General features: G+C 37.2%; 14 protein-coding genes and 1 other annotated feature. Of the genes, 4 read left to right on the top strand and 10 right to left on the bottom strand.

Features of this window, described 5'->3' with window-relative positions:
- Window positions 1-706: 706 nt before the first annotated feature.
- The gene (locus AAHB12_RS22725) at window positions 707-1,867 is read left to right on the top strand and encodes a GntR family transcriptional regulator (protein WP_342047251.1); all 1,161 of its coding nucleotides are present in this window, start codon (window positions 707-709) and stop codon (window positions 1,865-1,867) included.
- 253 nt (window positions 1,868-2,120) lie between these two features.
- Here AAHB12_RS22725 and AAHB12_RS22720 read toward each other — a convergent pair whose 3' ends face one another.
- From AAHB12_RS22720 to araD, 5 genes are all read right to left on the bottom strand, one after another.
- Entirely contained in the window at window positions 2,121-3,686 is a 1,566-nt protein-coding gene (locus tag AAHB12_RS22720; protein WP_342047250.1) for a 2-isopropylmalate synthase, read from the bottom strand.
- Window positions 3,687-3,740: 54 nt separating this feature from the next.
- Window positions 3,741-3,982 (bottom strand) — a binding site (T-box leader).
- A gap of 424 nt (window positions 3,983-4,406) precedes the next feature.
- Window positions 4,407-4,622 carry a spore germination protein gene (locus tag AAHB12_RS22715; RefSeq protein ID WP_342047249.1) on the bottom strand — a complete coding sequence of 72 codons (216 nt, stop codon included), beginning with the start codon at window positions 4,620-4,622 and terminating at the stop codon, window positions 4,407-4,409.
- Between the two features lie 627 nt (window positions 4,623-5,249).
- Window positions 5,250-5,537: a hypothetical protein gene (locus AAHB12_RS22710; RefSeq protein ID WP_342047247.1), complete on the bottom strand. Its 288-nt coding sequence runs from the start codon at window positions 5,535-5,537 to the stop codon at window positions 5,250-5,252.
- A 744-nt stretch (window positions 5,538-6,281) separates the two neighbouring features.
- Complete coding sequence (araA, locus tag AAHB12_RS22705; protein ID WP_342047246.1) at window positions 6,282-7,766, bottom strand: L-arabinose isomerase; 1,485 nt, start codon at window positions 7,764-7,766, stop codon at window positions 6,282-6,284.
- Between the two features lie 130 nt (window positions 7,767-7,896).
- Complete coding sequence (araD, locus tag AAHB12_RS22700) at window positions 7,897-8,592, bottom strand: L-ribulose-5-phosphate 4-epimerase (protein WP_342047244.1); 696 nt, start codon at window positions 8,590-8,592, stop codon at window positions 7,897-7,899.
- Window positions 8,593-9,110: 518 nt separating this feature from the next.
- Between araD and AAHB12_RS22695 the strand changes: the two genes are divergently transcribed.
- Window positions 9,111-9,272, top strand: a complete 162-nt coding sequence (locus tag AAHB12_RS22695) for a GntR family transcriptional regulator (RefSeq protein WP_446715600.1) — start codon at window positions 9,111-9,113, stop codon at window positions 9,270-9,272.
- 163 nt (window positions 9,273-9,435) lie between these two features.
- Here the strand turns inward: AAHB12_RS22695 and AAHB12_RS22690 are convergent, their stop codons facing one another.
- Window positions 9,436-9,594: a hypothetical protein gene (locus AAHB12_RS22690; protein ID WP_165350817.1), complete on the bottom strand. Its 159-nt coding sequence runs from the start codon at window positions 9,592-9,594 to the stop codon at window positions 9,436-9,438.
- 244 nt (window positions 9,595-9,838) lie between these two features.
- The gene (locus AAHB12_RS22685; protein WP_342047242.1) at window positions 9,839-11,554 is read right to left on the bottom strand and encodes a helix-turn-helix domain-containing protein; all 1,716 of its coding nucleotides are present in this window, start codon (window positions 11,552-11,554) and stop codon (window positions 9,839-9,841) included.
- A gap of 1,138 nt (window positions 11,555-12,692) precedes the next feature.
- Here AAHB12_RS22685 and AAHB12_RS22680 point away from each other — a divergent pair.
- Window positions 12,693-14,348: a hypothetical protein gene (locus AAHB12_RS22680; RefSeq protein WP_342047241.1), complete on the top strand. Its 1,656-nt coding sequence runs from the start codon at window positions 12,693-12,695 to the stop codon at window positions 14,346-14,348.
- A 1,090-nt stretch (window positions 14,349-15,438) separates the two neighbouring features.
- On the opposite strand, the gene AAHB12_RS22675 is transcribed toward AAHB12_RS22680, so the two are convergent.
- A complete protein-coding gene (locus tag AAHB12_RS22675; RefSeq protein ID WP_342047240.1) occupies window positions 15,439-16,848 on the bottom strand; it encodes a family 4 glycosyl hydrolase in 1,410 nt (469 codons plus the stop codon).
- A gap of 153 nt (window positions 16,849-17,001) precedes the next feature.
- Between AAHB12_RS22675 and AAHB12_RS22670 the strand changes: the two genes are divergently transcribed.
- Window positions 17,002-17,856 carry an AraC family transcriptional regulator gene (locus tag AAHB12_RS22670; protein WP_342047239.1) on the top strand — a complete coding sequence of 285 codons (855 nt, stop codon included), beginning with the start codon at window positions 17,002-17,004 and terminating at the stop codon, window positions 17,854-17,856.
- An 881-nt stretch (window positions 17,857-18,737) separates the two neighbouring features.
- Here the strand turns inward: AAHB12_RS22670 and AAHB12_RS22665 are convergent.
- Together AAHB12_RS22665 and AAHB12_RS22660 are read right to left on the bottom strand one after the other, a co-directional pair.
- Window positions 18,738-18,926, bottom strand: coding sequence for a hypothetical protein (locus tag AAHB12_RS22665; protein ID WP_342047238.1), 189 nt, complete (start codon window positions 18,924-18,926; stop codon window positions 18,738-18,740).
- A gap of 1,229 nt (window positions 18,927-20,155) precedes the next feature.
- Window positions 20,156-20,953 carry a GNAT family N-acetyltransferase gene (locus AAHB12_RS22660; RefSeq protein WP_342047236.1) on the bottom strand — a complete coding sequence of 266 codons (798 nt, stop codon included), beginning with the start codon at window positions 20,951-20,953 and terminating at the stop codon, window positions 20,156-20,158.
- Between the last annotated feature and the right edge of the window lie 2 nt (window positions 20,954-20,955).

Raw genomic sequence — 20,955 nt, 5'->3', positions numbered from 1 at the left:
TATTTGTTTATGCGTAACTATTCAATTCGCTGATAGTTATCATGGGGATCCCCGCTAACCTACTTCCAGTACCTGTGATTACCATTAGATGATGAATCATATAAACTCCCTTATCTTAAGAGAGAATTCCCTCTCAAAAACTTACATTCTTTCTATCCCTACCAGTAATGCTTTTCCAGACTGTGTCCAAAGATCGACACCAATTGAAGGTTTTACCCTATTCACCGTCCTGTATCAGAGTTAAACGCGGCTATAACTACCAATCATACGAATGATATACATAGTCTATCAAAAAACTAGTTCATCTCAGATTACTCATACGTACAAATAAAAAATTAGGACAGAAATAACCGCCATTTTTTATAATTACAACTTGCGTTTATTCATGGGGGTGAGTCTAACTTGTACGTATAACATTAATTAGATTTTACCATCTTTCTTGTTTTTTTCAATAAAAATTTCTTGAAGATTCTGACACATGCCCATCAAGTTAACGTAGGGAAGTAGCATCTGAACAAATATATATACAGCGAAGGTTCAACAACTATAAATTCCGAGACTGTTCATTCAAATGTTTGTATCACAGCATCTGGATACGTCCTATTTACACCGCTCTATACTCTTTGTTACTATAGTATATAATAAAGTTTTAGTTGTACGCATAAATAATTCAATTCACATACAAGTTGAAAGTGGTGGTCGCCGCATGGGGCAACAAACAAAATACAATATGGTAAAGGAAACAATAAAAGAATGGATCACAAGCGGTGAAGTCAAGCCTGGAGAAAAGATTTATTCTGAAAATGAACTTGTAAAAATGTTCAATGTCAGCAGACACACGATTCGTCAAGCTGTGGGTGACCTCGTGCACCAAGGATGGTTGTACAGAGAACAAGGCGCTGGCACATTTTGTTCAAACAAAATTCAGCAAAATGGTCAACCACACATGCAAGAAAATGAACAGCAACAACCTACGAATGGGAACGGAAAAAATATCGGTGTCATTACCACATATATTTCGGACTATATTTTCCCTTCAATCATTAAGGGCATCGAATCCTATTTGACGAGCCATGGCTATTCCTTAAGCTTTGCTTGTACAGATAATGATCTCGAAAAAGAAAAGCAGTGTTTACAAACCATGCTAAGCAGAAACATTGATGGGTTAATCGTTGAGCCTACAAAAAGCAGCAGTTACAATCCTAATATGAACTATTATTTAGAGCTGGAGCAAAATCACATTCCTTATTTAATGATCAATCAAGTGTATCCTCAGCTTAATCCGCCGCATATTATCGTAAATGACGAAAATGGTGGCTTCATTGCAACAGAGCATTTAATCAAGCTCGGCCATGAAAGAATTATTGGTCTTTTTAAGGCTGACGATCTACAGGGGAGCAATCGTATGCAAGGTTTTATACGTGCTTTTAGAGAGAATAACATATCATTATTCCCTGAAATGATTATCACCTATGCAACGGGGAAACACGAACTAGAGCGTATGCTGGAAAAGTTAAAGGAGCTTTTCGTATCCCCTAAAACAGCCCCTACTGGAATTGTTTGTTATAACGATCAGGTTGCTTTAGCTGTGCTCCATTTACTTCGGGATCTAGATTTGAAAGTCCCCGATGATATTTCTATTGTCGGATACGATGACTCTTATCTGGCTGAGGCTTCTGAGGTAAAGCTTACTTCCGTTGCCCATCCCAAAACACGAATGGGAATCGAAGCTGCGAAATGGATTGTTGCCGCTGTAGAGAAGGAAAGTTCAGAAGCCATTCCCCAACAATCCATTGTATACGAGCCTGAGCTTATCATAAGAAATTCAACAAGTGTTCCAAATAAGGAATTACTTGAAAATAAATAAGGCCTGAGAGCGGAATACAATTTCTCACTACGTTGAATTGGCTTCCTGCTAGAAATTTATACTTTCCTACAGTGCAAGAAAAGCGGACAAGACCAGCTTTTATGGCAGCGTAGAGATGGGCCGAACTTCAAAAACTGGTATACGTCACCCGCCTATCTTTCAAAAATTTTGTTATTTAACCCGATATAGAAGGCAAAGGAAAGAGAGTGCCTAGTTTTTCACGGCATCTTCATTTCCTTCCCTTCCTATTTCGCTATACTGAAGGTGCATAATTGACTATAATGCTATTTACAGCATTGAGATAGGCAAGCGCACTCGCTTTAATCACATCTGTGTCTGTTGCCTTGGCAATATATTTTTCCCCCTGAAACTCTACTTGTAATTTCACTTTCCCCAATGCTTCCTTCCCTCTTGAAACACTGCTGATTTTATACTCCAACAACTTGACATCCAGTTCGATAATTTCAGCAATGCAGGAATATAACGCGTCGATTGGACCGGATCCTACTGCACTGCTTTTAAATGTCTGATTTCCCTTTTTTATTTCCACACTTGCGGAAGGAAAGCTTGTGTTGCTCACGACTTGAAGGTCAACTAATTCATAGAAACGTCCGCTATAAGAGCCAATGCCCTGAGGATTAATCGCATGCCGCGTATAGTAATTCTCCACTATGGCATATAAATCATGATTGTATACCTCCTTCTTTGTATCTGCCAACGTAAGAAAATCAACAAACAGATCCTCAAATTGTCTATCCGTAAGCTGCGTAAATCCTAGTTTCTCAATTGCATTCTTGACCGCATGACGTCCGGAACGAGCTGTTAACACAAGCTCCATATCGTCTAAACCAACTTCTGTGGGACTGATAATTTCATAAGCCTCCCTTGATTTCAGCAAACCGTCCTGATGTATGCCTGAGGAGTGAGCAAATGCGTTATCCCCTGTAATGGCTTTATTTACCTGTACATCAAGGCCCATCAAACTACTGACTAACTTTGATGTATTCATAATTTCCCTGGTGTGAATATTTGTATGGGCGTTATAGAAGGAGGAGCGCGTATGAAGAGCCATGATAACTTCTTCCAACGCTGCATTTCCTGCACGTTCCCCAATTCCATTAATTGTACATTCGACCTTATCAGCCCCATTTTTGATAGCTGCCAAGGTATTGGCCGTTGCCATACCGAGGTCATTATGACAATGAACACTTAAAATGACTGTATCATTCAAATTTTTCAAACGATCGTTCAATTTGTAAATCAAGTGGCCGAACTCTTCAGGATCAGCATATCCCACTGTGTCAGGGACGTTGATCATGGTAGCTCCTGCTCTTACAACTGCTTCAATGGTTGCCCACAAATATTCGAAATCTGAGCGGGATGCATCCTCTGTTGAATATTGAACATCAGGCAGTAACGTTTTCGCATACTTCACTGCCTCTACTCCTAGATTTAAAATTTGGTTCTTGGACTTCCCAAACTTCTTCTCTACGTGAATATTGGAGGTTCCTAGTACTATATGAATAAGGGGCTTCTGGGCATATTTGATACTGTTGTAAACAGCATCAATATCTGCTTCAACTGCCCGGGCAAGCGCTGTAATCATGACAGTATCTGTATTTCCGACACACTTGGCAATTTCCTGCACAGCGTGAAAGTCGCCCTCTGAAGATGCGGGAAAACCCGCTTCAATAATGTCCACTCCCAGTTTTTTTAATTGATACGCAATCTCCAATTTCTCGTACAAATTAAGCTTCGCTCCAGGAACTTGTTCTCCATCACGTAAAGTCGTATCAAATACCAAGATTTTTCTCGACATGCCAGTGTCACTCCTTTTTCATGATTAAATATAAAAAAGCCCCGTCTCTATAAATATAGAGACGAGGCTTTGCTCGCGGTACCACTCTAATTGATCCATTACACATAATGAACCCACTCTTTTCGGTGGCCATCACCACCTATCTTTATAACGGTAGAACACCGACATCCCCTACTATTTCGTTCAGGGAGTAGCTCTTGGACGAGTTCAAAGGAACATAACTGCCGATTCTCACCAACCATCGACTCTCTGATAAGCTTATGAGTCCTTTTACTATTTCCAATCATTGCCTGCTTATTATTGATTTAACCAATATTTTACTTTTGTCTCATGTAAGAGTCAAGTATTTTTTAAAGAAAACTCGCCCATTGGCAAGCCCTGCCCCCCCCCCGGGCGAAGGAAAAGGCGTAGTTGTACTTATACTTTATTCCTAAAATTTCTCACTATGTCAAATTGGCTTCCTGCTAGAAATTTATACTTTCTTAAAGTACAAAAAACTCATTACATTTTTATCGTTCTATTTATTTGAGAAAGGAGCCTGATAAATACCTTTCAAATTAACTTGAATTTTACAAAGTTAAAAATCTTTCAGTATTAAAAAATCCCAATATCTCAGTAAGGAAAATGAGATATTGGGATTTAAGTATTTAACAATTGTGCCATCAGTAAACAAGTCAAAACGGTTACTGTGGACAGACGTCACATATAGTTAAAAAATACTTAGAGAGTAAATATTTTGTTTTGATCAGATTTATCAGTATCTGCTACATTCGTTTTACTAACACCATTAAATGTGTTTATCGAATATCCAACATTTGATGATCCAGATCCATGATAGGTCTTTCCATTTAGTATCGGCGTTACTTCATAAATATCTCCTAAGTTAAAAGAACCACTATTTCTGTTTATTACAACTCCTCGAATAGTTGCAGGCATTGTTTCCCCTACTTTCTTAGTATTCTTTGTTCTACAAACAAAAGTTAAAGCCCCTTTATATACTGAAGGTTACAATCTTAATGTATAAAATTAGTGGAATGTTGGTGCTTATTTTTTTATCAATATGCTTTATATCCCCTATTTTTTTACTTGTATACTGCATTGCTATCAGATTGACATCATCGCACATTACCAAAAGCGGGATCCCCCTAGGTCATCCGCACCAAGACTGGGCTTCTCTCATTTTCAGACATTATACAATATGCAGGATTTTAGGCAATCGGCTTTGGGCCTCCCAATCCGTTGACAAGTCTCCCTACTTATGGACAGGATTTTTTGTTTTCGGAAGGAAAAATCTCACTGTTTCTACATAAACAACAAAAAACAGCCCTGATTGAGACTGCTCGTTAGCGGGGACTATCAATGGTTCAAGAAAACTCGCCGATTGGTGAGCCCTGCCCTTGGGCGAAGACAGAGGCGTAGCCCTACTTATATTTTATTCCTAACATTTCTCACTACGTCGAATTGTCTTCCTGCTAGAAATTTATACTTTCTTAAAGTACAAAAGCATTCCCCTTCTTCAAGCCTGTGAAGGGCGAAGCCCAAGGGTAAGGAAGGTCCATTCACTTAATTTTCTAACCCTAGCCTTTTTAACTTTATAGAAGGAGAAAGAAATTCTATATATAACGTTATTGTGTTACTTGTTGGTTCCCCTAAATCTACTTTCACTTTAGCTCCTTTTTCATGAGGTCCAATATCATATTCCTGTACATGCATATTTAATAATTTTATTTCTTTGTCTTCATAACGAAATCTAATCCATAGTTTATCATTTAGATTTTCAGTTTTTGATAAATAAAAATATACAAATCTCGCATTATGTTTAAATGTGTATAACTTTATAAAATTTGCCATTTTCAATACCTCTCCACTGTTTGATAATTTATGCTTCTTATACTGAGAGATTCATCACATTTAGAACATTTTAATACTTCTGCAGGTACAGGGCTAACACATAGCACAGTATGGTATCCTTTACTACTACTTGTACCTAGTTTCATATTGGTTCCTCTTTTCGTAAGTGGTGTCTTTTTAACATTCACCATGGACAGGAGGATACCTCTTGCATATCAGTAACTTTGTAGAAAAACTCATTTTCGCATTTTTCACAGGGTTTTATGTTCAAAATATCACTCCTTATTCAATTCAAATTCCGACACTTTCCCTTACTTAATGGCTTCAAGCGCTTGTTTCAAATAATCCATTTCAGAGGTTATATCGTCTATCTGTCGATTTAACTGACTTACCTTATCAAGAGTATGCTATGCATCCAATAAATTAATTTCTAACATCAAACGGCTTATTACTATTGTTTTAAATAAAAAAGACTGTAAACAAACCAGATTTTCTCGAGTTTGTTTACAGTCTGAGCTCTTCAATTGAATTGGAGAGCTTTTTTGCATGATCAGCTAAATATTTAAAAAGGGAAACAAGCAATTCAATCCCTTGGAAAATAGGTCCGATCATAATACCCATTCTGCATTTTCTGATAGATATACAACTTCACACCTACTATTTTCAACAGGCCTGTTCTGCATTCAGTGTATCTAACATATCGATGAACGGTATATAGTTGAAAACAGTTAGATCACTGCAACATTAACGGAAAATCACTTCGTTCCAGCGCAATTCATTTTTAAATACATGTACGTTCGTATCCTTATTGATCAAAACAGATTCTATTTCCATTAATTCAGCAAAATCTCTTAACTGTTCTGTTGTTACAACATAGGAGAAGACTGTATGGTGCGCTCCGCCGGCATAGATCCAATTTTCTGCTGACTCACTTAAAGATGGTTGCGGTTTCCATAATACTCTGGCAACTGGTAATTTCGGCATTGCTTTTTCAGGCTGCACGGCATCTACTTCATTAATTAATAGTCGGAAACGGTTTCCAAGATCAATGATGGAAGCATTTAGAGCGGATCCGCTTGCCCCATCAAACACAAGCCGCGCCGGATCCTCCTTACCGCCAATTCCAAGTGGATGAACCTCAATTCTTGGCTTAGTTGCCGCAATAGTCGGACACACTTCAAGCATGTGGGCACCAAGGACAAGTTCGTTGCCTGGCTCAAAATGGTACGTATAATCCTCCATGAAAGAGGTTCCTACCCCGCCAGCGATGATCTTCATTAGGCGTGTCAATGCTGCTGTTTTCCAATCCCCTTCTCCGGCAAAACCATAGCCCTCCGCCATCAGGCGCTGAACTGCAAGACCTGGAAGCTGACGAATTCCATGCAAATCTTCAAATGTTGTTGTAAACGCGGTATAGTTGCCTTCTTTCAGGAACGCCTTTAATCCTAATTCAATCCTTGCCTGCTCACGAATCGATTCTTGAACAGTTCCTTCCCCAAGACCATCAGGGACGATCTCATACAGTTCTTTATACTCTTCGAAGAGTTGGTCGACTTCTTGTTCAGAAATGTCATTCATTCTTTGAACTAGGTCGCCTACACCATATCCGTTAACGGTCCAGCCAAATTTGATTTGTGCTTCAATTTTATCGCCTTCTGTCACAGCTACTTGACGCATGTTATCGCCAAATCTTGCAACCTTTAAATGCTTGCTTTCTGCAACAGCGACCGCAGTTCTCATCCAGCTACCAATACGCTCTCTAACTTCTGGATTCTCCCAATGTCCCACAACTACTTTACGTTTAATATTCATTCTTGTACCGATGAAACCATGTTCGCGGTCACCATGTGCAGCTTGATTTGTGTTCATAAAATCCATATCGATCGAATCCCAAGGAATATCACGGTTAAACTGAGTGTGTAAATGAAGCATCGGCTTTTGAAGTGCTCCAAGACCCGCAATCCACATTTTGGACGGTGAGAACGTGTGCATCCAAGTGACGATTCCGGCACAATTTTCATCTGCGTTAGCTTCTAGAACAAGGCGGCGAATAGAGTCAGCCTCTTTTACTACAGACTTAAATACTAACTTGAACGGGATTGAAGTATCCTGATCTAACCCTTGAACGACTTGTTTTGAATTAGCCTCAACTTCTCTTAATGTTTCTTCCCCATAAAGCAATTGGCTGCCAGTCACAAACCAAAATTCATAAGGTTTTATTGTTAACATTGTATAATCCTCCTATATGTATAATAGACTTTATTATTCTAGCAAAGATTTTCCTAATCTATTAAACTCATACGGATAAGTAACTCTCTCAAGCTCCTCGGACTTTCTTGCTCGATCACTTCAACAGACACTATTTTTGCCCATAATAAGCATGAACACCATGTTTGCGCAAATGGTGTTTATCTAATAAAAACTGATCGATTTCTTGCACTTGCAGATTTAGCTGATATGTTTGCAGTGCCATTTTTGCAACTTCTTCAAGTACAACCGCATTATGAACAGCCTGATGAGCATTTTTCCCCCAGCAGAAAGGTGCGTGGCCTGTAACAAGTACACCCGGCATGGCGGTCGGATTGATTGCTCGATTTTGAAAGGTTTCAATGATCACATTCCCTGTTTCAAGTTCGTATGCCCTTTCAATTTCTTCTTTTGTTAACGAACGTGTGCAAGGAATTTCTCCGTAATAGTAGTCAGCATGTGTTGTTCCTAACGGAGGAATCGGGCGCCCGGCTTGCGCCCAGCTTGTTGCCCATGGCGAATGCGTGTGAACTACTCCTCCAATTTGAGAAAATGCCTTATACAGAGCTAGATGAGTTGGCGTATCGGAGGAAGGCCGCAAATCCCCCTCAACGATTCTCCCCTCTAGATCCACAACTACAAGGTCTTCTGCCTTAAGCTCTTCATAAGGGATTCCGCTCGGCTTAATGACCACAAGACCCTGCTCACGATCAATGCCACTGACATTCCCCCACGTAAAGGTAACCAATTGATGCTTTGGAAGCAGCAAATTTGCTTCCAGTACTTCCTGCTTCAGCTTCTCTAGCATACCGTTTCCTCCCTTTGTTACAACAAATGCGCTGTAGCGCTTTCATTACATCGTTATCAAATTTAAATGCGGATATAACTACAAATCATACGAATGATATGCACAACTTCTTAAAACATTAATGATTCAGATTATTTTATACGTACAAATACAGGATTTTGACAGGAATAACCCTCATTATTCATACTTATAACTTTATATGTACCCATGAGATACAGTCTAACTTGTACGTATAACATTAATTAGATTCTACCATCTTTCTTGTTTTTTTCAATATAAATTTTAAGAATCTCATTATTTTTTGCACGCTTTCCTGGCTGATTTGTCCATAATCCCGCGAACAGGTTCTTATAAAGACCTTATGTCTTGGTAAAATAAAGAAAAAATATAAGGGTACTCATTCAAATATTCCTATTACAATCTCCGGATACATCCTATTTACATCATTACTATAGAATAATCTTTTAGTTGTACGCATAAATAATTCAATTTACATACAAGTTGAAAGTGGTGGTCGTATGGAGCAACAAACGAAGTACAATATGATGAAGGAAACAAGAAAAGAATGGATCACGAGCGATGAAGTGAAGCCTGAAGAAAAGATTTATTCTGAAAATGAACTTGTAAAAATGGCCAATGTCAGCAGACACACTATTCGTCAAGCTGCAGGTGACCGGTGACCTGGTACACCAAGGATGGCCGTATAGAGAACAAGGCGCCGCACAAAGTTGTTATTCGGTTGCTACGGCAAATAAAAAAAGAGAGGGGATCCCCCCTCTCGATTACACATAACGTATGTTATGCGTAATGATAAGCCCTTAAGAAAAGAAGCAAATCTGCTCCTTATTCTTTGACTATTCCGAATGACTTAGCCAGTCCAACATTTTCTGTTTGAAGATAAAACTCGTCCGTCGTTCCTTTAACAGTTGCCCGTAAGAACTCCGCAATAAATTTTAACTCCGTTTCCGTTAGTTCTCTTCCATTCCAATGTAATTTTCCCATATTGATTTGCCACTCCTTTATGAACCAGATTTTTTGGTTTCTTATAAAGTTGCACTTATGGTGAAATTTTTTACGAACGAACAAGAAATATACGTCTTTTTTATTAAATCGCTAACCCTAGAGACTAAAAATACGTCAAAAAATAAAAAAGAAAGCGTATACTTAAATAATACCATATAGTTCCAGTAGATAACAACCGAACATACATTAAAATTTCTGTACCAAGGAAAAATATTAGATCTCCTTACAGGATATCAACCAATTCACGATGCTTGATCCATTTCTTTATCTTTTCAACGTTATCACCATTGATACGCTTTGTTTTATTACTTAGAAAACGAGAAAGCGTAGAATACGAAATACCCACCTCCTCCGCAAGTGTACGCAGAGGAATTTTTAATTGTTCTTTGTACTGATTAATAGTGTCACGAATATTTTCAAATTCTTCCTGACCATCATTTGCACCATTTTGAATCTCGATGACAGGCGATTCTTGCTTTTGATTCACTGAGCTCACAAACTGGTCCAGCGATGATTCTGCAAATATCTCTAATTGTTGTTCATTAGACTCTTGTCTCCATTGCAACGATTTCTGCAGGTGTAACATCTCCTGCGGCGGCACAATAACAATTTGTTGATTTACCCAATAGCTCTTGAACCAATCCCTTTGATTCATTGCTTGTTCATTTAGTGCCTGATGATAACTCCAAGAAGCGATGACATGGTCAGCCTGTAGGTTGTCTAGTACATTTTCAAATACTTCTTTTAACCTAGCTGGTTTATGGTTCTTACTGTCTATTCCCATAACTGACAATAGCCCTTTCTCCCCACCTATCGAGAAGGGACGGTACATCGTTGTACGGCTCAGTTGACGAATACGCCATTGCCAGCTTAAATACCGGGTAAGTCTCTTATGATACTTATGACGATCCTTAGAGTATTGCAAAGCTTTAATAGGCATCAGGGCCGTAGTGCTTTTTTCTCCTATGAGATAGTTAGATAAGAACTCAGAAGGACGTATTGTGCAGCTCTCTATTCCTATTACCTCGTCCGTATTAATATCCTTTGCTAACACAATGTCCTCTAATACGAACAATCGTTTAATATGCTGCCTTTTATACTTATAAAAATCATTCTTTTGTTCCTCATTGCTGAGTACAACGATTTCATTATCTTCATTAACGTAAATAAATATGCTTGCTAGAGCCGCTAATCTTTTCATGACCTCTAAACGGTCCTTAATCCGAAAGCTTTTTGCACCATCTTTCCTTCTATGATAACCGCAAACTTCCAGTACTTGTTCATAAGAAAACTGAATCATTTCCGTCGAAGAGTTTGTTTGCTCAGTCCAGGCCATTGTAATTACATCTAAGCAATCTGCTGTTAAGTCGTCCATCGCGCTTAAAACGTTAGTAATGGTTCTTTCCCAAAGCATGGAATCCTCGATACTCTTTAGCTTTAAATCTTCATCCTTATGATTAGACAGTTGAACAACATGCTTCTTTTTATCGGGTAGCTGATACATTTTCCTTCCCGTATCTTTGCTAAAGGTAAATTTATTTTTTGATATTCCATCACGTAAGTAATACAACACATCCGTGTTATTCATTTCTAAATAACTTGAAGCTTCCTGATATAAGTCCTGACCCTCATCTCCCCTCACTATGTCTAGACTATCCTCAAATTCCTGTTGAATAAGCGGTCCTAAATACGAATAAATCTCTTGCACATATGATTCTATATTAAAAAGAATGTCATAGAGTTCGATACCCTCTTTTTCCTTCTTTCTTAACCATTTAATAAGTGCCAAAAAAGAAAAAGACATAAAAGGTGAATCGTATAAGTTAATCATATCTTTTTCAATATCGTTATAAAATGATTGCCATTTTGACAACACCGACTCTTCTTTCCCAAAGAGCTGCCGTGCGATTAATAGTGCCGTTTTAAAGGTATGATCCATCTTACGCTTCCCCCTCTCAGAACAACTTGCCTCTGTTTAGCATACAACATATCCTCTGGCATGTGTTATCCTTTGTTGCACTTTTTATAGAAAGTGCAACACTCTGGCACTTATCTTCACCAACTGCATAGCTAGTAACAAATACATGATTTACTTTTACTAGATTGATTTATTAGTACGTGGCTGTTCATTTTCGGAAAGTGTAACAACCTGGCACTTATCTTCACCAACTGTATAGCTAGTAACGAATACATGATTTACTTTTACTAGATTGATTTATTAATATGCGGCTTTTCGTTTTCGGAAAGTGTAACAACCTGACACTTACTTTGACCAACGTTCTTCATTTCATCTCTATTGGATTATATACATATCGTAACATCCCATTTTCATTCAAGACCCCTACTTATTAGTTGCAATTTTATACTCTAAGTTGCAACATCCTGGCATTCATTTTGACCAATTCGCTTCTTCACAAACAATGATTTCTTTTTACTACTGAATTATAACACTTCTATAGCTAAAAACATGTTCATCCTCTGGCACAAACCTCTACCAAAAAGTGCAACATCCTGGCACCTATTTTGACCAATCTTTAACTTTGCAATCCAATCAAACCCTTGGTACATCTGGACTTATTTGTTTTTTTGACTTGCTTTCTTTTCGCTAAAAAGTGCAACATCTTGGCACCTACTTTGACCAACTTCTAAACCTGTAATCCCCTTAAACCCTTGATACATCTAGCTTTATCTCATTTTTAATGAGTTCTTTTCCTCCGCTATCTGCAACGAAACATGCTGGCACCTATTTTGACGTGAAATTTCGATTTTTAATAAAAAAGTGCAACATCCTGGCACCTACTTTGACCAACTTCCAACTTGCAACACCTTTAAACCCTTGATATATCTGGATTGATGTAATTATAGCTCCTTTTCTTTCTTCGCTAAAAAGTGCAACATTCTGGCACTTACATTTCCCTAAAAAATTTTTAAAAAATTTTTCAGCCCTTGGTACACATGGGCTTTTCCCATGTTGCATTGTTGCACTTTCTCTTTAAGGACGCCATTTTCCGATTTTGCTATCTGCTATACTGTAACATAGGCAAAATTATACGAATTATGGAAAGGAGGGGAAAAAAGTGCCACACTCTCAATTATTAGTAAAAAATAAACGTAGTTTAAAAGGCCTTGAAACAAATGCTGTACTAGTTTCTAGAGAATCTTGGGTTCATTTACTCGAGAGTATGGAAGAAGACTACTACAAGGCGAAGCGTTTGTCTTCACCAGCTTACATCAAACATTTACCGTACGAAGAAAGACAGATTCATAAAAGTATGTTTCGTGTGGATGCTTTTTCCCTTCCTTCCAAATTTGGGACAGCTCAGCCTAAAAGTTATCTATTGCATGGTGTAACCAATGCTGTTATTGACGTCTTTATTATGTTACATAAATTATGCAACACAAACGGTATTATCCGTGATGTTACGATTCATCAGCTCTATGAAGAATACCTTACCTATAAAGAATGGGATGCTTCTATCTCCCATATGCAGTTCTATGTGGCAATGGAAAAATTACGCTTACATCAAGTGATTTCTACTACGAAAAACATGTACGGGCGCTATACGATTGAAATTTGTCACTTTATGAATCAAGAAACAAAGAAGCCTAATTACTATGCTTCTATTCACCCTGTTGTCTTTACATACGATTTCTTTAAGCTTTCCGTTGCCGCGAAGAAATTATTTTTAGACATTTGTATCCAACAAGGAACTCGTCCAGAATTAGCACGTATGCTGTCAGAGGAAACGCTGCAAGGACAAAAGGCTTATATGGGCGGCTTATTTCAATTCCTGCATAAGAAGCATCTGCATCAAATTCAAGGCGTCTTAAAAGAGTTGACTACACCACTCCCTTCTCTCAACATCCCACTTTTTGAGAAGTGTATGCTAGTGAAAGAGTACAGTAGAAAATTCAACAAATTAATTGTATCCGTTAACAAACAACTACGGTCTGCAAACGAATCTTCCAATGCAGAGACTTATCGTAATTGGTTACGACCAAAAGCGATTTATAAGCGTAAAGCTGCCTTTATCGAAAAATCATTGCAAGAGCTGCATCTGGGTGACTTAGCTATACATATGAACCAGTTCATCAATGTACTAAAACATACATGCCATATGCAAACGCGAGAAGTGTTAAGACGCCTTCGTATGCTAATTGCAGGTAATGGCCAGCCTGATAACTTAGAAGTTGTTTTACATAAACTTGTTCGTAAAGCATTTCATCACAGAGTTTTAGATGTAGCTGCCAAGACAGGCATTTATTCACTCATCACCCATAACGTGAAGGCCTCTATGGCAGAAGAAGCTTTGTTCCAGTTCGGTAATCGTTATTCCATGCACTCTGTACGCAGTATTAAAAAGTTATTTACTGCCGCACAAGAAGTGCTACAACAAAAATATATGGTTCCGCTTCAGGAAGAAATGTACTATGAGAAAGACATCCGCTATCCAGAAGAAGCTTTATTCCGTGATTATGCATGTAAGCATGGGGCTGAGTTGCATTCATATTTCCAATTGGAGGCTGAGTTAAGAAAGAAGCTCAACTACAAAGGAAATACTGTGCCAGGTCATTTACGGGAAGAAATGCTCAAGAAAATCGAGCATCTCCCACAAGCTCCAATGCGTGTTCTCTATCCGCCAAGGGATTTTGATCTCACAGCATTCCTAGCAGAATTGGAACAAACATTACGCAAACCCCGTGTCCAGAGAGAATGGGAAGTTCTGGTGTAAACAGCTCCCTTTATTTGTGGAGCAAAAATTCTAGCCAGATCTCTTCATGGTGATAAGCCCTCCAGCTGAAAAAAATAAGCTGTTATGAGGGCTTTTTGTCATGCTTATATATTTTTATGAAAGCAACAGATCCAATTTGGAGATGGATTTAGGTCTTGATTTTCCGCTATACACAGCAAATAATTATACAAACTTTATAATGGGTTCTCTTGACTGTGAATAAAATTCTTTGTTCAACAATGCACAAGATACTTATATACCCCACTTATAAAACAAAAAAGCTTAAAGAGATATGTGGATTTAGAAATACTTCTGTTTATATGGCCGATAAAGAAAGCAAAATGTGGATATAAAAACATAGAAGGCTTGATATGAATGAAGTTTATACCCAAAAACACAAATAATCTTAATGATGTCTGTGTAATATGTGATTTATCTGGATAGTGTTTATTAAATATTTATAGATTTTTATAAAATGTGGATAATTATCTCATATTTTATAAAATTTCTGATTATTAATAGAAAATTTAGTTATTTTTATTTATTAGATTTTATGTATCATAATCCTTATACTTTTATGTGCAATTATTTTTAATGTTTCAGCTTTTTTGAGTATTTTTCCTTGTCTAACCCGTGATTTTCTCGCAAACTTTCAAATTTTATGTACTGAAAAGGCAGGAGATTCCTTCTCCCGCCTGAGTCTGTGGCTATATGTAATAGTTTTTCTTTTAATTCTTTTTAATATAAAAGTTACACAGTTATATTAGTTTATATGCTAGGCTTAATGCTTCTAGTACATATTGTTGTGAACAAATCTAAACAAACATATAACTTGTTTAGTTCTGGTGCAAATACAATAAAAGTTTGAAAAATTTTGCACAATCATCGGTTTGTCCATACAAAATAAACTTTAGTGATACTACTTCTGTCGCTACGTTTTTCAACAACATAGGGCGCATGAATCATTCATGCGCCTGCTCTGCTTGAAACTAGTCTCTTAGCTTTTAGTCTTTTCTAGCATATTAATAAATAATTAGGCCTTATGTGTCAAGTTGAGTTTTATACTAGAATCGGTCTAACTTCACAATTGTCAGCTTGTATGAACTTTAAGGTTCCATCCATCCAAAAAGCGGGCAGTGTTAGCCAACATTTCATCGAATAGTTTGATAGCTTCATCAGGTTTAAGTGTACTTAGCAAAGGATCCTGTACAAAGGCCTGGAATGCTAAGTCCTTATTCTTTTGAAGCGCAGCTTGCAGGGTGGTTTCTTGATTCATTACATGGCGCACCACCAGATTTTGAACAGGTTTTGGCAATTCACCAGCGAGTACTGGACGGACACTGCTATAACTAAGAACAGCATTCGTCTCTACCACTGCCCCATTTGGAATCCCCCTTACTTGGCCTTGATTCGGTACATTCACATTAGTAATAAATTCACCCAAGCCTAGAAGAGCTTTAATGATATCAATACCTTCTTCTCCTGTTGGTTTTAGTTCAAACGGCTCAGCGCCAGTAGCTAACCGATTACTTTTTTCTACTAATGCTTGTTTATTTTTCTTACGCCAGGCAACAGGCGTTAACCCGAATTTCCACTCTCTTACGGTTTCAGGATTTGTTAAATACCACGTATTCGGCATAAATTCAGCTAAATGGCGATCCCCTGCCGCTGCAATCAAGCCAAAACGTTTAAATAAATCAAATTTCACCCTCTCCGCTGAGGCAAAATGATTATTCATCCAATGGCCTTTCTCCGATCCTTCAAAACCACTTTCATAATATTTGTCTACAAACTGTTCATACAACGGAAACAAATCAATCCCTTTATAAGAAGCCTGATCAATCCACGTAAAATGATTAATACCTAACACATTGACCTTAATCTCTTGACGCTTCACGTCCCCTACTCCCAATAACTCTTCTACCATAGACGCTAGCAACTTTTGTGTTCCAAACACTTCATGACAGCAGCCAATTGCTTTAATTTCTGGGAACGTCGCATACAAAGCCCGTGTACAAAGGCTCATTGGATTAGTATAATTAATCACCCAAGCATTTGGTGCATGCTCCCGAATCTGTTGGGCTAAATCCACAAAAATCGGAATTGTTCGTAAAGCTCTAACCAAACCACCAGGCCCAACCGTATCCCCTACAGATTGATACACACCATACTTTTCTGGTAAATGAACATCGGATTCCATCTCATCAAATGACCCAGGGAGAATGGAGATAATGACAAAGTCAGCTCCCGTTAAGGCATCCTCTAATGTTTTAACAGCTTCATATTCCCATTTTCCAGCTACATCCGTCCGATCATGTAGATGGTTCCCAATTAGTTCATTTTGATAGGCAGCCTGATAATTGACATCATACAGTTTTACCTTACCCGAAAGCGTATCTTCCATCGCAAGGTCACTCATCAATCCCCAAGCCCATCCTTTGGAACCTCCGCCGATATAAGCGATTTTCAAATCGGTTACTTTTTCATTCGTATAACTCATTATTTTCTCCTCCATTCAATAAAATCTACTTCAAATATATAGCAATAATGAAAAAGAATCCTTTCAGTATTTGCTCAATTTATTATTTTTTCTACAATTCTTGCTATTTGATTTTCCAAAAAAATGTTATTCTTAAATTAGGAGGGAATGCTCTTGTTAAATAACGTGGACATGATTGGAGACTTTTGTGTTGAAAAAACCAAACGAACTGAAGCATATAGTATGAAATCCACGCATCGTCACGACGCGTATGAAATTTATTATATGTCTAAGGGAGAAAGGCTTTACTTTATTAAAGAACGTACTTATCATGTGAAAGAAGGAGATCTTGTTTTAGTAAATATGTATGATTTGCATAAAACAACGGAAGCGTATTCACCAAACCACGAAAGGATATTAATCAACTTTAAATCAGACTATATACAAAGAATGGCCAATGGAATGGAAGAAAGCTTTTACGAAATATTTCAGAAGTTTCCTGTGCTTCGATTAAATATTAAAGAACAAGGAGCCGTGGAATCTATTCTGAGAAAAATGATAGAAGAGTATGAAGACAAGACGGAAGGATATCAGACCTATTTAAGATTGCTTCTGGTGGAGCTGTTACTTTATATATATCGGCACATAAAAAAGAATAAAATTGAACCTATAGAATATCCCAATTCCTTGCATGAAAAAGTGTCTGAAATCGTACGGTATATCAACAGCCATTATATGGATGTACTTACTTTACAGTCTCTCTCAAAGCAATTTCATATAAGTCCTTATTATCTAAGCAGAGTCTATAAAGAGGTGACGGGTTTTTCTTTTGTGGAATATCTGAATCAGGTACGGATTAACGAAGCACAAAAATTGTTAAAAACTACAAATTTAAATGTTACTTCCATTGCTGAAAAAGTGGGATATGAAAATCCTACTCACTTCGGGCGTGTTTTTAAAACAATAACTGGAACTTCTCCGCTGAAGTATAGAAAAAATGGTTCTGGTACAAATACAATAGATGTGTGAACTACCACGAACCTAAAGGTATCGTGGTTTTACGCCCACAAATATAAATTCTTTCTGGTTTTTGACGGACTTCTCCCGTAAGAAAACTTGCTTCTTTTGAAGCATAGGCATCGCTTCCATATTATGTATGATCTTTTCTGCTTTTCCTGAGTTTATACAGTTTTCGACATGTGCCTTTGCAAGATTTGACGAAAGGTTAACCCCCTAAATGTAAGCGTTATCTGGTATGATAGTAATTGGGTTGGATGGCGCGCGTGGCTGTCAGGGGTATACAGCGTAGGTGGGGCTGGTACCAGGGGAACAGGACTGATAGAGTTCCTTTTTACTTTGTAAATACATTATCTTAGAAAGCTATCCAGGATTATGGACAGGCTTTTTTGCTTTTAAAAGGGAAGATCTTACTTTCCGGCGTTCAACGAACAGCCCCAACTGAGGCTGCTCGTTGACATAGTGAATGAAAACGGAAGTACGTACAGTTTGTTTATGTAACATTAGCACTTTTTAGCTCAATAACTTAACTTATAAAAGTGTCCATTTTAAATCGTAATATTAATATATATATATATAAATTTAAGGTTTTGAGTTAGGATATTTTAATCACATAAGATGTTAATTCTTTTATCTTTGAATTTTTACTTGCACTGGTGAAATTATAGACGTCACAAAAAGCATATCGAATCAAAGTATAATTTTTTTCATCCGGGCAGTTTATAGAATGGTCAGTAAAGTTATTAATTATTAATTTTTGTTGTTCATCTCCAGCTAAATCTACCCTCCAAATGGATCGTAAACTATGTCTTGCTGTTACAAACTTAGGATCTTGCGTTACCTCCCACAACTTTGCAAATCATTAAGCATTCTTTTCTCTGAATCACTTATTGCTATTGTGCTGCACGTGATCTTTTATGATTATCACGGTTAGTTAGGTCTTGCAGTAATTGATCCGAAACTTCATATGCCCAGCTTATTTTTCTTTCTGTTACGGTTAATAAATTCTTATAGGCTTTATATTGTATTCCTTTGTCTTTTGACTCTAAATCCTCAAAATAACTTTGAACTTGTGCATCCATTTAATCAACACCTATTAAAGAAACTATGACTTATTTTAACATATCCTTATTGAAACTTTTCTGTCCTGTTCGTTGAAAAGAACCCCTGCCATAGCTCTTAAGTTATGATACTTAAAGCGTAAAAAAGACTGTCAGTAGACAGCCTTTTTCTTGAGTAATTTAGTTTAATTTTTTCTTATGTTTTATTACTGTTCTGATACCTAATGCAATACATATAATCCCTATTACTTTCATTAGGCTATTACCCATGTCTCCAAGACTATTAACTGTTAATCCCATCAAGAAACTCCCCAGTAGACAAAGCGATATACCATATAATGTTTTCAATAAGTTTAGCACCTAAATTCTTCACGACATTTTTTAGAACTGTATCACTTTCTTTAGGTTTTGGATATTTTTTCTGTTCTTTTTCTTGCTTCCATTTAGCCTAAGCCGCTGTGGGAAAAATAAATCCAAAATAACTTTGCAATGGGCATTTATGAAGCAAGTATATAATTGTTCCTTAGATAAAATTGAGGGACTTTGATAACATAATTTTTTTCTTTATCTACTTGGATTCTGTCTGTTTTTTCGGATGGATTGGATTAAAAATATTCGGACTCGTGAAAAAGTGATGGGGACGTAAGGGGGACAGGAGTTACTTTTTATGGGGACACGGTAGGGACACCACTCAAAAATAGGGGGACACAATGGAGACATTTTTACCATTTTCGTGTACCCATGGTTTTGTCAGGCTTTGCCTGACTCCACACCCAGAGTGGGGACAAAAACCCCTTATGCTCTTCTACCTTTCTGAAAAACGGCACCCAAAATGTTTCTAAATGTACCTAACATGTCGTATTGGTAGTTCAAATAAAACAGTTATTCGTTTTCAGTTTCATTGTTTCCGTTGCCACGACTCTATAGCCAGTTTGCTAAAAAAGCATAAAAAATATAAAGTGTAGTCAATACACTAAGGAGGTAATTCAAATGAAAAAACTTTTAAATTTAGTCGCTACAGCAATGGAAGAGTACGGAAAATTAATGGATGCATACGGAAATGCTCGGATTCGTACCAAATAAGTTTTTTAACTTAAGTCATCAAAAGCGAGGAGTAAATAATAATGATTTCTCCGTATCATAAAATTCACTAGCCGACTCACAAAAATAAAAAAACGAGTCGGCGTTTTTATGTGAAAAATGCCTCCGTTTATGAATCTTTCCATCTCTCCATTCCTTGTATAAGGTATTTATTTCAAATTTTCATAGCATTCGGGGACTTTGATATTTAATAGTCTTGTTTTAGAGACCATACCAGCACTTTCTAACGTTTGCTTTGAGGGAACATTATAATACCAGCACCCACAAATCGGATTTAGTTTATTGTCATAACACCATTCCTTTAGGTGATGTATGATTGTTCGACCTATTCCTTGTTTTCTGTACTGTTCATTTGTAAACATTCCGATACTTGCATACCCGTCAAGTAATTTACTTCGTTCTACAATTCCTATTCCAAGCAGTATATTTCCTTTGATGAAGGTGAATATTTCTCTATTTTCAATGCGTTGTTCCACTTTATCAATGAAGTCCTGACATACCTCGGTTATTTTGCTAGCATCATTAGGAACGGCAGCTCTGAATTCCCCCTCTTTATAAAGTTTTTCTGTTGGAATTTCCACTTTGTTATCTTGGAAAAAGTAAGCTTGTTTTTCAATTTTATAATCATGATCTAATGCCAAGCTTAAAAAAAGTTCGTCGCATGTTGGAACCATGATGGATTGGACGGAATGATCTCTAAGAACATTTTTAAAAATCTCCTGAGATTCCTTATAATAGCGTAACTCTAAATAAAATTGTGTAAGATACTGATTACTATGAACGGCAAAATAACCTGCCACTTTAGAATTATAATTGATAGTATAAAATGCGGAATTGAGAATGTGCTCCTCCAAGAAGGAATCGATAGGAGAGCTTAATGTACTTACATATTTCTGGATTACTTTTTCAACATCAGTTTGTGCACATTCTTGAAAATAGAAACTCATGT

Source organism: Bacillus sp. OTU530, from assembly GCF_038440375.1.
The sequence above is the reverse complement of the archived record's forward strand: the minus strand, read 5'-3'. Positions and strand labels throughout refer to the sequence as shown.